General features: G+C 38.0%; 16 protein-coding genes and 1 other annotated feature. All 16 genes read left to right on the forward strand.

Going from position 1 to position 15,288, the window contains the following annotated elements; translation table 11 throughout:
* Positions 1-426, forward strand: a complete 426-nt coding sequence (locus BC6307_RS23585; protein WP_094366248.1) for a Mini-ribonuclease 3 — start codon at positions 1-3, stop codon at positions 424-426.
* Complete coding sequence (gene rlmB / locus BC6307_RS23590; RefSeq protein ID WP_066413986.1) at positions 419-1,165, forward strand: 23S rRNA (guanosine(2251)-2'-O)-methyltransferase RlmB; 747 nt, start codon at positions 419-421, stop codon at positions 1,163-1,165. The genes BC6307_RS23585 and rlmB overlap by 8 nt, the downstream gene beginning before the upstream one ends.
* A gap of 2 nt (positions 1,166-1,167) precedes the next feature.
* A complete protein-coding gene (locus BC6307_RS23595; protein WP_066413988.1) occupies positions 1,168-1,677 on the forward strand; it encodes an NYN domain-containing protein in 510 nt (169 codons plus the stop codon).
* Positions 1,678-1,682: 5 nt separating this feature from the next.
* Entirely contained in the window at positions 1,683-2,396 is a 714-nt protein-coding gene (sigH, locus tag BC6307_RS23600) for an RNA polymerase sporulation sigma factor SigH (RefSeq protein WP_213083728.1), read from the forward strand.
* Positions 2,397-2,467: 71 nt separating this feature from the next.
* A complete protein-coding gene (rpmG, locus tag BC6307_RS23605) occupies positions 2,468-2,617 on the forward strand; it encodes a 50S ribosomal protein L33 (protein WP_084380300.1) in 150 nt (49 codons plus the stop codon).
* Between the two features lie 30 nt (positions 2,618-2,647).
* A complete protein-coding gene (gene secE / locus BC6307_RS23610; RefSeq protein WP_066413994.1) occupies positions 2,648-2,830 on the forward strand; it encodes a preprotein translocase subunit SecE in 183 nt (60 codons plus the stop codon).
* A gap of 155 nt (positions 2,831-2,985) precedes the next feature.
* Positions 2,986-3,519 (forward strand): transcription termination/antitermination protein NusG, encoded by a 534-nt coding sequence (nusG, locus tag BC6307_RS23615; protein WP_066413996.1) that lies wholly within the window; start codon positions 2,986-2,988, stop codon positions 3,517-3,519.
* A 171-nt stretch (positions 3,520-3,690) separates the two neighbouring features.
* Positions 3,691-4,116 (forward strand): 50S ribosomal protein L11, encoded by a 426-nt coding sequence (rplK, locus tag BC6307_RS23620; protein WP_028397322.1) that lies wholly within the window; start codon positions 3,691-3,693, stop codon positions 4,114-4,116.
* Between the two features lie 115 nt (positions 4,117-4,231).
* Positions 4,232-4,933, forward strand: a complete 702-nt coding sequence (gene rplA, locus BC6307_RS23625) for a 50S ribosomal protein L1 (protein WP_066413999.1) — start codon at positions 4,232-4,234, stop codon at positions 4,931-4,933.
* A gap of 49 nt (positions 4,934-4,982) precedes the next feature.
* Positions 4,983-5,127: a sequence feature (ribosomal protein L10 leader region), on the forward strand.
* A 40-nt stretch (positions 5,128-5,167) separates the two neighbouring features.
* Positions 5,168-5,668, forward strand: a complete 501-nt coding sequence (gene rplJ / locus BC6307_RS23630) for a 50S ribosomal protein L10 (protein ID WP_066414001.1) — start codon at positions 5,168-5,170, stop codon at positions 5,666-5,668.
* A gap of 67 nt (positions 5,669-5,735) precedes the next feature.
* Positions 5,736-6,098 (forward strand): 50S ribosomal protein L7/L12, encoded by a 363-nt coding sequence (gene rplL / locus BC6307_RS23635; protein WP_066414005.1) that lies wholly within the window; start codon positions 5,736-5,738, stop codon positions 6,096-6,098.
* 145 nt (positions 6,099-6,243) lie between these two features.
* Complete coding sequence (locus BC6307_RS23640; protein WP_066414007.1) at positions 6,244-6,849, forward strand: class I SAM-dependent methyltransferase; 606 nt, start codon at positions 6,244-6,246, stop codon at positions 6,847-6,849.
* A 244-nt stretch (positions 6,850-7,093) separates the two neighbouring features.
* Positions 7,094-10,648, forward strand: coding sequence for a DNA-directed RNA polymerase subunit beta (gene rpoB / locus BC6307_RS23645; protein WP_066414009.1), 3,555 nt, complete (start codon positions 7,094-7,096; stop codon positions 10,646-10,648).
* A 51-nt stretch (positions 10,649-10,699) separates the two neighbouring features.
* A complete protein-coding gene (rpoC, locus tag BC6307_RS23650) occupies positions 10,700-14,293 on the forward strand; it encodes a DNA-directed RNA polymerase subunit beta' (protein ID WP_066414012.1) in 3,594 nt (1,197 codons plus the stop codon).
* Between the two features lie 190 nt (positions 14,294-14,483).
* Positions 14,484-14,732, forward strand: coding sequence for a 50S ribosomal protein L7ae-like protein (locus BC6307_RS23655; RefSeq protein ID WP_066414014.1), 249 nt, complete (start codon positions 14,484-14,486; stop codon positions 14,730-14,732).
* A 101-nt stretch (positions 14,733-14,833) separates the two neighbouring features.
* Positions 14,834-15,256, forward strand: a complete 423-nt coding sequence (gene rpsL, locus BC6307_RS23660) for a 30S ribosomal protein S12 (protein ID WP_066414016.1) — start codon at positions 14,834-14,836, stop codon at positions 15,254-15,256.
* The last annotated feature ends 32 nt before the right edge of the window (positions 15,257-15,288 follow it).

Raw genomic sequence — 15,288 nt, forward strand, 5'->3', positions numbered from 1 at the left:
GTGAATGTAGAAAAGAAAGCAATAGACGGACGTCAATTAAATAGTTTAGCTTTAGCTTATTTAGGCGACGCCGTCTATGAGCAATATGTAAGACTTCATTTATTACAGCAAGGTAACGTTAGGCCACATCAATTGCATAAAATTGCAACCAAATATGTTTCAGCAAAGGCTCAAGCAAAATTGCTTCAACAGTTAAAGGAAATATTACCGTTTACTCTAGAGGAAGAAGGAGTAGTAAGACGAGGTAGAAATGCAAAATCTGGAACTGTACCGAAAAATACAGATGTGCAAATATACCGATACGCTACTGCATTCGAGTCATTAATTGGCTTTTTATACGTAACGGAACAAACAGAAAGAATGATGGAAATTATCGAACTATGTCTAAAATTAATTGATGATGAAAGGGGTGCGAAAAATGTCTAAAGAATTTATTATTGGTCGTAATCCCGTACTAGAGGCTTTGAAGGCAAAGCGGGAAATTAACAAGTTATGGGTTGCAGAAGGCGCTGCAAAAGGATCAATCCAACAAGTGGTACATCTAGCAAAAGAGTCGAATGTCCTTGTACAATATGTTCCGAAAAAAAAGTTAGATCAAATGATTGAAGGGAACCATCAAGGAGTAATTGCATCTGTAGCGGCATATGATTATGCGGAGTTAGATGACTTATTTGCACTTTCAGAAAAAAGACAAGAATCTCCATTTTTCCTCATTTTAGATGAACTAGAGGATCCTCATAATTTAGGATCTATTATGAGAACAGCTGATGCGATTGGTGCTCATGGTATTATTATTCCGAAGAGACGAGCAGTCGGACTTACTGCTACGGTAGCAAAGGCGTCAACAGGAGCCATTGAACATATTCCAGTAGTAAGAGTAACAAATCTAGCTCGAACAGTGGACGAGCTAAAAGATAAAGGGCTTTGGATATTTGGAACAGATGCAAAAGGTAGCGATGACTATCGGAATATGGACGGTACGCTACCGTTAGGATTAATTATCGGCAGTGAAGGTAAAGGAATGAGTCGATTGTTAAAGGATAAGTGTGATTTCCTCCTTTCTTTACCGATGGTTGGAAAAGTTACATCGTTAAATGCTTCTGTAGCGGCGAGCCTCCTTATGTACGAAGTGTATAGGAAAAGATACCCAATTGGAGAAAAATAAAAATGGATATCCTACTTGTGGATGGATACAATATTATCGGGGCATGGCCCGAACTTAGAAGGTTAAAAGGAGAAGACCTTGCACTTGCACGAGATATTTTAGTGTCAAAAATGGCCGAATATCAAGCTTATACTGGTTATCAAGTCATTATTATATTTGACGCTCATTTAACTCAAGGTGTAGAAAAAAAATATACAAACTCCAGAGTCGATGTTATTTATACTAGAGAAAATGAGACAGCAGATGAACGTATAGAAAAATTAGCAAGAGAGCTTTCAAATATACGAACACAAATTCATGTAGCAACTTCTGATTTTACCGAACAATGGGCCATTTTTGGACAAGGTGCGTTAAGAAAGTCAGCGAGGGAGCTATTAACAGAAGTAAATGTTATCGAATCAAGAATTAGGAAAAAAGTAACAAACTTCAAAAATGAAAAACCATCAAAACGAATTGAATTAGATGATATAATTTTAAAAAAATTCGAAAAATGGAGAAGAGGGGAGCGTTAAGTGGGTTGACGCTCTTTTTCTATGTACTGTATAATATTGCTATCTACTGTGCGATCGGGGGGATGCGTGTGATAGTTAGCGGCCAGAGAGATCGAATAACAAACTTTGATGTAATGGAAGATGAAGTAGTAGTGGAATTAGTTCATGATGGAAATAGTGAAGCGCTAGATTACTTAATTAATAAATATAGAAACTTCGTAAAAGCGAAGGCGCGTTCTTACTTTCTTATCGGAGCGGATCGTGAAGATATTGTTCAGGAAGGGATGATTGGGTTATATAAAGCAATTCGTGACTTTAAGGAAGACAAGCTTACTTCTTTTAAGGCGTTTGCAGAGCTTTGTATTACAAGACAAATCATCACTGCTATTAAGACAGCAACAAGACAAAAGCATATTCCACTTAACTCTTATGTTTCTTTGGACAAGCCTATCTACGACGAAGAATCAGATCGTACGTTGATGGATGTTATTTCAGGAGCAAAAGTGTCAGATCCAGAAGAATTAATAATAAATCAAGAAGAATTTGATGATATTGAAGTGAAGATGGAGGAGTTACTAAGTGATCTTGAAAGAAAGGTTCTTTCCCTTTACTTAGATGGTCGTTCTTACCAAGAAATTTCAGAAGATTTAAACCGACACGTCAAATCTATTGATAACGCTTTACAAAGAGTAAAACGTAAGTTAGAAAGATATTTAGAACTTAGAGAAATAACACTTTAATGCTTTGTTGACACTTAGATTACCAATATGGTAAAGTTTTAAAGACTTAAATTGTCAAGTGGTGATAAAAGATGAGCAAAAAAGTTGTACTTGCCTGCTCTAATTGTGGAGCTAGAAATTATACAACGATGAAAAGTGAAAAACAAAGCAACGTTCGTTTAGAGATAAATAAGTTTTGTAAAGTATGTAACATACACACGATACATCGAGAAACAAAGTAGTTCGTACTATTCTAGGTGGAGGTAACATCGATGCAACGTTTAACTAACTTTTTCCGTGGTGTCAAACGAGAAATGAAGAAAGTAAGCTGGCCAAAACAAAAAGAACTAACTAGATACACGATTACAGTTGTTGTAACCGTTCTTATTGTTGCGATTTTCTTTGCTGTTATTGATACAGGTCTTTCTGCACTTATGCGATTCCTTATTAATTAATTTTTTATGTATATTTTCATTTATGGTTGAATAACGGCTCGCAAATCATGGTATAATGTGAATAATATCGATTGACAAAAAAAGCCCGGTTACCGGGTTTTTTCATTTGGTAAAAATATATAAATAGAGGGGGGACGGACAGTAAGTCCTTGCGGATGGAAAAGAACTGGTACGTCGTTCATACTTATTCAGGATACGAAAACAAAGTAAAGGCGAATCTTGAAAAAAGAGTAGAATCAATGAATATGCAAGATAAAATCTTCCGAGTTGTTGTACCGGAAGAGGAAGAAACAGAATTAAAGAATGGAAAGAAAAAAGTAGCAAAGAAAAAAGTATTCCCTGGTTACGTGTTAGTAGAAATCGTCATGACAGATGATTCGTGGTATGTAGTAAGAAACACTCCAGGTGTAACAGGATTCGTTGGATCTGCTGGATCTGGTTCAAAGCCAACACCGCTACTACCAGAGGAAGTTAATTCCATTTTAAAGAGAATGGGAATGCAAGAAAAACAGTTAGATGTTGATTTTGAATTAAAAGAAACTGTTAAAGTAAAAGAAGGTCCATTTGCTAATTTTACTGGGTTTATCGATGAAATGGACAAAGAGAAACATAAGGTAAAAGTTTTAGTAAATATGTTTGGTAGAGAAACACCGGTAGAACTTGATTTTTCACAGATAGAAAAATTATAATTGAAAAGAACTTGAAATTATCGAAGGAAAATGATATTATTTCAAAGGTCAGTATGTCTCAATTGAGATGTTCTAATATTAAATATTCTTTATCTCATAATATAAAGAATTAGGATGAGTGGGAGGGAGCAATCCCAAATACCACATCACGGACTTAAGGAGGTGTGTCTCGTGGCTAAAAAAGTAATAAAAATGGTAAAATTACAAATTCCGGCAGGTAAGGCAAACCCAGCTCCACCAGTTGGTCCTGCATTAGGTCAAGCAGGTGTTAACATCATGGGTTTCTGTAAAGAGTTTAACGCTCGTACAGCTGATCAAGCTGGATTAATTATCCCTGTTGAAATTACGGTATTTGAAGACCGTTCATTTACATTTATTACGAAAACTCCACCTGCTGCAGTTTTACTTAAAAAAGCAGCTGGTATTGAGTCAGGTTCTGGTGAACCAAATCGTAATAAAGTAGCTACAGTTAAGCGCGATAAAGTACGCGAGATTGCGGAAACAAAAATGCCGGATCTTAACGCTGCAAGCGTAGAAGCTGCAATGCGCATGGTTGAAGGTACAGCTCGCAGCATGGGTATCGTTATTGAAGACTAATCCTATGTAACTGTTAGCTTTTCTTGTTCTAGGTTGCGAAAAAGGTCTTGGCCAATTCGCAACCTTTATTCGTGGGAGGTTATTCCGCTAAAACCACATAAGGAGGATTTTTAAAATGGCAAAAAAAGGTAAAAAATATGTAGAAGCAGCTAAATTAGTTGACCGCACAACAGCTTACTCTGTTGAAGAGGCAATTGAATTAGTGAAGAAAACTAGCATCGCTAAATTCGATGCAACTGTAGAGGTAGCATTCCGTTTAGGAGTTGACCCTCGTAAAAACGACCAACAAATTCGTGGTGCAGTAGTATTACCACACGGTACTGGTAAAACTCAACGTGTGTTAGTATTTGCTAAAGGCGAAAAAGCGAAAGAAGCAGAAGCTGCTGGAGCAGATTTCGTTGGAGATGCAGACTATATCAACAAGATCCAACAAGGTTGGTTTGATTTTGATGTTATCGTAGCTACTCCAGACATGATGGGTGAAGTTGGTAAACTTGGTCGTGTGTTAGGACCTAAAGGTTTAATGCCGAACCCTAAAACTGGTACAGTTACTTTTGACGTAACAAAAGCAATTAATGAAATTAAAGCAGGTAAAGTAGAGTATCGTGTAGATAAAGCTGGAAACATCCACGTTCCAATCGGAAAAGTATCTTTCGAAAACGACAAACTTGCTGAAAACTTCGCTACAATTTATGAAACTATGTTAAAAGTGAAACCAGCTGCGGCTAAAGGAACTTACGTGAAAAACGTTTCTGTAACTTCTACAATGGGCCCTGGTGTTAAAGTGGATCCATCTACTTTCACTGTAAAAAACTAACATATTGACATTATAAATACACGCGGTTATAATAAATAACGTTGTGTTGAAATAAATATTGTTTGTACCGTAGACAGTAGGTGCCCTTAAAGGCTTAATTTCCTACCGAGGTGTAATTTGAACGTAAAACTTTCTCGTTTTAACGATTAAATTCATACCTCCATGTCTGATGGAGGTATTTTTTATGTACACCAAACGGTATAAGGATATATCACTTTATTAGGAGGTGTAATAATGAGCAAAGCAGTTGAAATGAAGAAACAAGTAGTTGATGAAATCGCTGCAAAACTACGCGAGTCAGTTTCGACAGTTGTAGTAGATTACCGTGGACTAAATGTTGCGGAAGTAACAGAATTACGTAAGCAATTACGGGATGCGGGCATCGACTTCAAAGTTTACAAAAACACATTAACTCGTCGTGCAGCAGAAGCTGCTGAGTTAGCAGGTCTTAACGATGCATTAACAGGACCAAACGCTATCGCTTTCTCTAAAGAAGATGTAGTTGCTCCTGCGAAAATCTTAAATGATTTCGCTAAAAAGCATGAAGCGTTAGAAATTAAAGCGGGTGTAATCGAAGGTAATGTTGCTACTTTAGAAGAGGTAAAAGCTCTTGCGGAACTTCCGTCTCGCGAAGGTTTACTTTCTATGTTGCTTAGCGTCCTTCAAGCTCCTATTCGTAACCTTGCTCTTGCAACAAAAGCAGTTGCAGATCAAAAAGAAGAACAAGGCGCATAATTGTCTTAAAGCAAGTTAACTAGATTTTTTTATAAATGAATCACTTAAAAACAAGGAGGAAATAACAATGACTAAAGAACAAATCATTGAAGCGGTTAAAAATATGACTGTTTTAGAATTAAATGACTTAGTAAAAGCAATCGAAGAAGAGTTTGGTGTAACTGCTGCAGCTCCTGTAGCTGTTGCTGCTGCTGGTGCTGGTGAAGCTGCTGCAGAGCAAACTGAATTTGACGTAGTACTTGAATCTGCTGGTGGACAAAAAATCAAAGTTATCAAAGTAGTACGTGAAATCACTGGTTTAGGATTAAAAGAAGCTAAAGAATTAGTAGACAACACTCCTAAAGCTCTTAAAGAAGGCGTATCTAAAGAAGAAGCTGAAGAAATGAAAGCTAAACTTGAAGAAGTTGGAGCTTCTGTAGAAGTTAAGTAATAACAAAAAGCTCGCTATTAATTTAGCGGGCTTTTTTTATGTATATAAATGTGTAAGATTAATGGGAATAAGACATAATAATAAAGTTGCTAATTTTTATGTTGTCTTATTGCATTTACATTGAGAAAAAGGAGGGTAAATACAATTGAGTAATCACTATTATTCAGAAAATCCAACGGTCGAAAGTGACAGAAAAACTTGGGAGTACAAGTTGAGAGATTTTACTTTAAGTTTTACAACTGACGCTGGTGTGTTTTCAAAGAATGAAATTGATTTCGGTTCAAAGGTGTTGATCGAAGCGTTTGAAATGCCGTTGGTAGAGGGAGATGTATTAGATGTAGGTTGTGGCTATGGACCTATTGGCATAACTTTGGCGAAACAGTTTCAGGATAGACTCATTAAAATGGTAGATGTAAATGAGAGAGCGTTACAATTAGCGAAACAAAACGCGGTTCAAAACGAAGTTGATAATATAGAAATAAAGAAAAGCGATGCTTTAAAAGGTTTAGAAAAGAGCGACACTTTTGCAGCTATTTTAACAAATCCACCTATTCGGGCTGGGAAAAAAGTTGTGCATGAAATTTTAGAAACTTCTTATGAACACTTAGTGAACGGAGGGGAATTGTGGGTAGTTATTCAAAAGAAGCAAGGAGCTCCCTCGGCTATAGATAAATTAAATGAAGTTTTTGAAGAAGTCGAAGTGGTTTTGAAGAAAAAAGGTTATTATATCATAAAATCAAAAAAAGGTTGACGACTTTTTTTACTTGTGGTAGCATTGTTTAATGCCAATATGTATTTTCATGTGTTGTAAAACTTTGCGCACTTTTTGTGTATAAATTTAGTACATATGGAAAAGATAGTAAAATCAATAGAGCGTTAAGTAAAAATGTGGTTTTCTATTAGAAGCCATTTTTCTTTTTTAGCATTTATTAGTTTTATTGCTAAAAATAATAGTAGTATTCCATCAATTACGCTAGATACGAGGGGTGAATCAGTTGACAGGTCAACTAGTTCAATACGGACGACACCGCCAACGCAGAAGTTATGCTCGCATTAGTGAAGTGTTAGAATTACCAAATTTAATTGAGATTCAAACTTCATCTTACCAATGGTTCTTAGATGAAGGCTTAAGAGAAATGTTTCACGATATTTCTCCTATTGAAGATTTCACTGGAAATCTATCATTAGAATTTATTGATTATAGCCTTGGAGAGCCGAAATATCCAGTAGATGAATCGAAGGAAAGAGATGTTACATACTCAGCACCTTTACGTGTAAAAGTGCGCCTCATTAATAAAGAAACAGGGGAAGTTAAAGACCAAGATGTATTTATGGGCGATTTCCCGTTAATGACGGATACTGGTACGTTTGTAATTAATGGTGCAGAACGTGTTATCGTTTCGCAATTAGTACGTTCACCAAGTGTTTATTACAATGGGAAAATGGACAAAAACGGGAAAAAGGGCTTTACAGCTACTGTTATCCCAAACCGTGGTGCTTGGTTAGAATATGAGACAGATGCGAAAGATGTTGTGTACGTTCGTATCGATCGTACTCGTAAACTACCGGTAACGGTTCTTTTGCGTGCGCTAGGATTCGGTTCGGATCAAGAGATTATCGATTTATTAGGTGATAATGAGTATTTACGCAACACGCTTGATAAAGATAATACAGAAAGTACGGAAAAAGCGCTACTAGAAATCTATGAGCGTTTACGTCCAGGTGAACCACCAACAGTTGAGAACGCAAAAAGTTTGTTAGAATCAAGATTCTTCGATCCAAAACGATATGACTTAGCAAGTGTTGGTCGTTACAAAATCAACAAAAAGCTTCATATAAAAAACAGATTATTTAATCAAACGTTAGCTGAAACATTAGTTGACCCTGAAACTGGTGAAATTATCGCAGAAAAAGGGACTATGTTAGATCGCAGAACGTTAGATCGTATCCTACCTTACTTAGAAAACGGTATTGGATTAGTTTCGTTCCATCCATCTGGCGGTGTTGTTGAAGAGGAAGTTGCTCTTCAATCAATTAAGATTTATGCACCAAGTGATGCTGATGGAGAAAAGGAAATTAATGTAATCGGAAATGGGTTTATCGAGGAAAACGTTAAACATATTTCTGCATCAGATATTATTGCTTCTATTAGTTATTTCTTTAATTTACTACATCAAGTTGGAGATACAGATGATATTGACCATTTAGGTAACCGTCGTTTACGTTCTGTTGGTGAACTTTTACAGAACCAGTTTAGAATTGGGTTATCCAGAATGGAGCGTGTAGTACGTGAAAGAATGTCTATTCAAGACACAAACACGATTACTCCGCAGCAGTTAATTAATATTCGTCCTGTTATCGCATCTATTAAAGAGTTTTTCGGAAGCTCTCAGCTTTCACAATTCATGGACCAAACAAACCCACTTGCAGAATTAACACATAAGAGAAGATTGTCTGCTTTAGGACCAGGTGGTTTAACTCGTGAACGTGCTGGATTTGAGGTTCGTGATGTTCACTATTCTCACTACGGTCGTATGTGTCCGATCGAAACTCCAGAGGGTCCAAACATCGGGTTAATAAACTCGTTATCTTCTTTTGCAAAGGTAAACAAGTTTGGATTTATTGAAACTCCTTACCGTAAGGTTGATCCGGAGACTGGTAAAGTAACTTCGCAAATCGACTACTTAACAGCAGATGAGGAAGATAATTACGTTGTAGCCCAAGCAAACGTACTGCTAGGTGACGATGGATCTTTCTTAGATGAAAATGTAGTAGCTCGTTTCCGTGGTGAAAACACAGTAGTAAAACGCGAACGAATTGACTACATGGACGTTTCTCCTAAGCAGGTAGTTTCTGCTGCAACGGCTTGTATCCCGTTCTTAGAGAATGACGACTCAAACCGTGCATTAATGGGAGCGAACATGCAACGTCAAGCAGTTCCTTTACTAAATCCAGAGTCACCAATTGTTGGTACTGGGATGGAGCATGTATCTGCAAGAGATTCAGGTGCTGCAGTAATCTGTAAATATCCTGGAATTGTAGAGCGTGTTGAGGCTCGTGAAGTTCATGTTCGTCGTATCGAAGAGGTAGACGGACAAAAAGTAAAAGGTAATTTAGATAAATATCGCTTACAAAAGTTCATCCGTTCGAACCAAGGTACTTGCTATAACCAACGCCCAATCGTAGCAGTAGGCAATGAAGTGGTAAAAGGAGAAATCCTCGCTGACGGCCCATCTATGCAATTAGGGGAACTTGCTCTTGGTAGAAACGTAATGGTTGCATTCATGACATGGGATGGTTACAACTATGAGGATGCTATCATTATGAGTGAACGCCTTGTAAAAGATGATGTATATACTTCTGTTCATATTGAAGAGTATGAGTCTGAGTCCCGTGATACGAAGCTTGGACCAGAAGAAATTACAAGAGATATTCCTAACGTAGGGGAAGATGCATTAAAGAATTTAGATGAGCGCGGAATTATTCGCATCGGTGCAGAGGTAAAGGATGGCGATCTATTAGTAGGTAAAGTAACTCCTAAAGGTGTAACGGAACTTACTGCAGAAGAAAGACTTTTACATGCAATCTTTGGTGAAAAAGCTCGTGAAGTTCGTGATACATCTCTACGTGTACCACATGGTGGTGGAGGAATCGTTCTAGATGTAAAAGTGTTTAATCGTGAAGATGGAGATGAACTACCTCCAGGAGTTAATCAACTAGTTCGTGTCTACATCGTTCAGAAGCGTAAGATTTCCGAAGGTGACAAAATGGCTGGACGACATGGTAACAAAGGGGTTATTTCCCGCATCTTACCAGAAGAAGATATGCCATATTTACCGGACGGAACACCTGTTGACATCATGTTAAACCCATTAGGAGTTCCATCTCGTATGAATATCGGTCAGGTGCTAGAGCTTCACTTAGGAATGGCAGCTCGTAGACTTGGAATTCATGTAGCATCTCCTGTATTTGATGGTGCAACGGAGGACGATGTTTGGAGTACGTTAGAAGAAGCAGGAATGGCGCGTGATGCGAAGACTGTTCTTTACGATGGAAGAACTGGTGAAGCGTTCGATAATCGTGTTTCTGTAGGAATTATGTATATGATTAAGTTAGCCCACATGGTTGACGATAAATTACATGCTCGTTCCACTGGCCCGTACTCATTAGTTACGCAACAGCCGCTTGGTGGTAAAGCACAATTTGGTGGTCAGCGTTTTGGTGAGATGGAGGTTTGGGCACTTGAAGCTTACGGTGCAGCTTATACACTTCAAGAAATCTTGACAGTTAAGTCGGATGATGTTGTAGGACGTGTTAAGACTTACGAAGCGATCGTTAAAGGTGAGAATGTACCTGAACCAGGAGTACCAGAATCATTCAAAGTATTAATCAAAGAACTTCAAAGTTTAGGAATGGATGTTAAAATCCTATCTGGAGACGATGAAGAGATTGAAATGCGTGACTTAGAAGATGATGAAGATCCTTCTTCTGAAAGCTTAAATGTAAACGCAAATGAAGAAGAAGTAAAAGAAACAGTAGTGAAAGAATAGTGCTGACAGGCATTTGGGTAAAACCTGTATACTATAAGGGAGGTAGGCCCCTTGCTAGATGTTAATAACTTTGAATATATGAAGATAGGTTTAGCTTCTCCGGATAAGATCAGATCATGGTCTTTCGGAGAAGTAAAAAAACCGGAAACAATCAACTATCGTACACTTAAGCCTGAAAAAGACGGCTTATTTTGCGAAAGAATATTCGGTCCAACAAAGGACTGGGAGTGTCACTGTGGTAAGTATAAGCGTGTCCGTTATAAAGGAGTAGTTTGTGATCGTTGTGGAGTTGAAGTAACGAGACAAAAAGTACGCCGTGAGCGTATGGGGCATATTGAGCTTGCAGCACCTGTATCACACATTTGGTATTTCAAAGGAATCCCAAGTAGAATGGGTCTTGTTCTAGATATGTCACCGCGTGCGCTGGAAGAAGTAATTTATTTTGCTTCTTACGTTGTAACGGAAACGGGAGATACACCACTCGAGAAAAAGCAATTGCTTTCAGAAAAGGAATATCGTGCGTATCGTGAAAAATACGGGCAAACTTTCCAAGCTTCTATGGGAGCAGAAGCAATTCGAAAACTTTTATCTGATATCGATTTAGAAAAAGAAGTAGATACATTAAAAGAAGAATTAAAAACTGCACAAGGACAAAGACGTACAAGAGCAATCAAGCGCCTTGAAGTTTTAGAGTCATTTAGAGGGTCTGGTAATGAACCTTCATGGATGATTTTAGATGTTCTGCCGGTAATTCCACCAGAACTTCGTCCGATGGTACAGTTAGATGGTGGTCGTTTTGCAACTTCTGATTTAAACGATCTATATCGCCGTGTTATTAACAGAAACAATCGTTTAAAACGTTTGTTAGATCTTGGTGCGCCAAGCATTATCGTTCAAAACGAAAAGCGTATGCTTCAAGAGGCGGTTGACGCACTAATTGATAACGGTAGACGTGGGCGTCCTGTTACTGGACCGGGTAACCGTCCATTGAAATCCCTATCACATATGTTAAAAGGGAAACAAGGTCGTTTCCGTCAAAACTTATTAGGTAAACGTGTTGACTACTCTGGACGTTCTGTTATCGTCGTTGGTCCGAACTTAAAAATGTATCAATGTGGTCTTCCAAAAGAGATGGCACTTGAACTATTTAAGCCTTTCGTTATGAAAGAGCTAGTTGAAAGAGGACTTGCGCATAACATTAAGAGTGCAAAACGAAAAATCGAAAGAGTTCAACCTGAAGTTTGGGATGTATTAGAGAGTGTTATTAAAGAACACCCGGTTCTACTAAACCGTGCTCCAACGTTACATAGACTTGGAATTCAGGCATTCGAACCTACATTAGTAGAAGGTCGTGCGATTCGTTTGCATCCGTTAGTATGTACAGCTTACAACGCTGACTTCGACGGTGACCAAATGGCTGTTCACGTACCTCTATCTGCAGAAGCGCAAGCAGAAGCACGTATCCTAATGTTAGCTGCTCAAAACATCCTTAACCCTAAAGATGGAAAACCTGTTGTTACTCCTTCTCAAGATATGGTTTTAGGTAACTATTACTTAACTCTTGAAAGAGAAGGTGCAGTAGGGGAAGGTATGGTGTTTAAAGATGTAAATGAAGCACTAATTGCATACCAAAACGGATATGTACATTTACATTCACGTGTCGCAGTTCACGCAGGATCTTTAACGAACGAAACGTTTACTGAAGAACAAAGAAGAAAACTTATCGTTACAACTGTTGGAAAAATGATCTTTAATGAAATTTTACCAACGTCGTTCCCATACATTAATGAGCCTACTCAATATAACTTGGAAAAAGAAACACCATCTAAGTACTTCATTGAGCCGGGAGTAAATGTGAGAGAATTTATTGTGGCACAACCGCTAATCGATCCATTTAAAAAGAAAATTTTAGGTAATATCATTGCAGAGGTATTTAAGCGTTTCAAAATTACTGAAACATCAAAAATGCTTGATAGAATGAAAAACCTAGGATTTAGATACTCGACAAAAGCTGGTATTACAGTTGGTGTGGCTGATATCGTAGTATTGAAAGAAAAAGAAGAAATTTTAACAGAAGCACAAACAAAAGTAGACACTGTTCTTAAGCAGTTCCGCCGTGGTTTAATTACGGAAGAAGAGCGTTATGATCGTGTAATTGCCATCTGGAGTGCTGCAAAGGATAATATTCAAGGTAAGCTAATGGCTTCCTTACCAAGTCTAAACCATATCTTTATGATGAGTGACTCTGGTGCCCGTGGTAACGCATCTAACTTTACACAGTTAGCTGGTATGCGTGGACTTATGGCAAACCCATCTGGTCGTATTATTGAGTTACCGATTAAATCTAGTTTCCGTGAAGGTTTAACCGTATTAGAGTACTTTATCTCTACCCACGGGGCTCGTAAAGGTCTAGCAGATACAGCGTTAAAAACAGCCGACTCTGGTTACTTAACTCGTCGTCTTGTTGATGTGGCGCAAGATGTAATCGTTCGTGAAGAAGACTGTGGTACAGACCGTGGTTTAGAAGTATCTTCTCTAAAGGATGGTACAGAGGTAGTAGAAAAACTAGAAGAACGACTAATCGGTCGTTATGCTAGAAAAAATGTTAAACACCCAGAGACAGGTGAAATACTTGTTGAAGAAAACGGCTTAATAACTGAAGATATCGCTAAAATTATTGTAGATGCAGGTATTGAAACTACTTGGATTCGTTCCGTATTCACTTGTAACACAAGACACGGTGTTTGTAAGAAATGTTATGGACGTAATTTAGCGACTGGTTTAGAAGTAGAAGTTGGGGAAGCTGTCGGAATTATAGCGGCTCAATCCATCGGAGAACCAGGAACTCAGCTTACAATGCGTACGTTCCATACAGGTGGGGTAGCAGGAGACGATATCACACAAGGTTTACCGCGTATTCAAGAGTTATTTGAAGCTCGTAACCCGAAAGGTCAAGCAGTTATTTCTGAAATTTCAGGAGTTGTAACAGCGATAAATGAAGGTCGCGATCGTCAACAGGAGATTGTTGTCCAAGGTGAAGTAGAAACTAGAACGTATACTGCACCGTATACAGCAAGATTAAAGGTTGCTGTTAACAGTGAAGTAGAGCGCGGACAGGTGCTTACAGAAGGTTCTATCGATCCGAAAGAGCTACTAAGAGTAAAAGATATGAACGCAGTTCAAGAATATTTACTTTTAGAAGTACAAAAAGTTTATCGTATGCAAGGGGTAGAAATAGGAGATAAACACGTAGAGGTAATGGTTCGCCAAATGCTTCGTAAAGTACGTGTTATCGACGCGGGAGATACAGATGTATTACCTGGAACTCTGCTCGACATTCACCAATTTACAGATGCAAATGAAAAAGTATTACTAGAAGGTCGTATACCAGCAATTGGTCGCCCTGTATTACTAGGTATTACAAAAGCATCTCTTGAAACTGATTCATTCTTATCTGCTGCATCATTCCAAGAAACAACTCGTGTCCTAACAGATGCTGCAATTAAAGGTAAGCGCGATGAATTATTAGGATTAAAGGAAAATGTAATTATTGGTAAATTAGTACCTGCAGGAACAGGGATGAATCGTTACCGTAAATTTGAATTATCAAAGCAAACGGACGAAGAAGCAGTTCCGGCTGAATAAATAAAGTGATTGTCGGGCGGATCTCGCCCGGCAATCTATTTTAAAGAATAACTAATAGAAAGTGAGAGTATATAATATGCACTCAACTTCTTATTATGATTTTTCTTTTAAATAAAGTTGACTTTTAAAAACAAAGGTGATAATATAGCAAAGGTGCTTATATAACCTGTTGCTTTGGAGGATATATTATATGTCTTATGAAAAAGTAATGCAGGCTACGAACTTCATTGTTGGTACAAAACAATCAGTGAAGGCGCTGAAAGCAGGAACAGCTAGAGAAGTAGTTATTGCAGATGATGCTGATGTGAAAGTTACACAAAAAGTCATCCAAACTGCAATAGAGCATAACGTGCCTATCACAAAAGTAGATTCTATGAAAAAGCTTGGCAAAGCTTGTGGAATTGAAGTGGGAGCTTCTGCTGTTGCAATCATTAAATAAAAACTGTTTTTGTGCTTTTAAACACAAAGACTTTGTTTTTTAATTTAAAATGAACCACCTGGATGTGTGGTCTTAAAAAATTAGGGAGGAGGAAACAAATAATGCCTACTATTAACCAATTAGTACGTAAAGGACGCGAAAGCAAAACGACTGCTTCTAAGTCACCTGCTTTAAACAAAGGTTATAACAGCTTTAAAAAAGCTCAAACTAACCTAACGTCTCCGCAAAAGCGTGGAGTTTGTACTCGTGTTGGTACTATGACACCGAAAAAACCAAACTCAGCATTACGTAAATATGCTCGTGTACGTTTAACTAACGGTATCGAGGTAACTGCTTATATCCCAGGTATCGGGCACAACCTACAAGAGCACAGTGTTGTGTTAATCCGTGGAGGTCGTGTAAAAGACTTACCGGGGGTACGTTACCATATCGTACGTGGTGCACTTGACACTGCTGGAGTTAACAACCGTATGCAAGGTCGTTCTAAGTACGGAGCAAAAAGACCTAAAGCTGCTAAGAAATAATATTAAAACATACAAGAATATCGCTTGAAAGG

The organism is Sutcliffiella cohnii, assembly GCF_002250055.1.
GTDB classification, from domain to species: Bacteria; Bacillota; Bacilli; order Bacillales; family Bacillaceae_I; genus Sutcliffiella; species Sutcliffiella cohnii.

Coding starts and splice junctions, on each gene's coding strand:
- rplA (WP_066413999.1), top strand. CDS start 4,232: ATGGCAAAAAAAGGTAAAAAATATGTAGAAGCAGCTAAATTAGTTGAC.
- rplJ (WP_066414001.1), top strand. CDS start 5,168: ATGAGCAAAGCAGTTGAAATGAAGAAACAAGTAGTTGATGAAATCGCT.
- secE (WP_066413994.1), top strand. CDS start 2,648: ATGCAACGTTTAACTAACTTTTTCCGTGGTGTCAAACGAGAAATGAAG.
- rpsL (WP_066414016.1), top strand. CDS start 14,834: ATGCCTACTATTAACCAATTAGTACGTAAAGGACGCGAAAGCAAAACG.
- BC6307_RS23595 (WP_066413988.1), top strand. CDS start 1,168: ATGGATATCCTACTTGTGGATGGATACAATATTATCGGGGCATGGCCC.
- rpmG (WP_084380300.1), top strand. CDS start 2,468: ATGAGCAAAAAAGTTGTACTTGCCTGCTCTAATTGTGGAGCTAGAAAT.
- rlmB (WP_066413986.1), top strand. CDS start 419: ATGTCTAAAGAATTTATTATTGGTCGTAATCCCGTACTAGAGGCTTTG.
- rplL (WP_066414005.1), top strand. CDS start 5,736: ATGACTAAAGAACAAATCATTGAAGCGGTTAAAAATATGACTGTTTTA.
- nusG (WP_066413996.1), top strand. CDS start 2,986: ATGGAAAAGAACTGGTACGTCGTTCATACTTATTCAGGATACGAAAAC.
- BC6307_RS23655 (WP_066414014.1), top strand. CDS start 14,484: ATGTCTTATGAAAAAGTAATGCAGGCTACGAACTTCATTGTTGGTACA.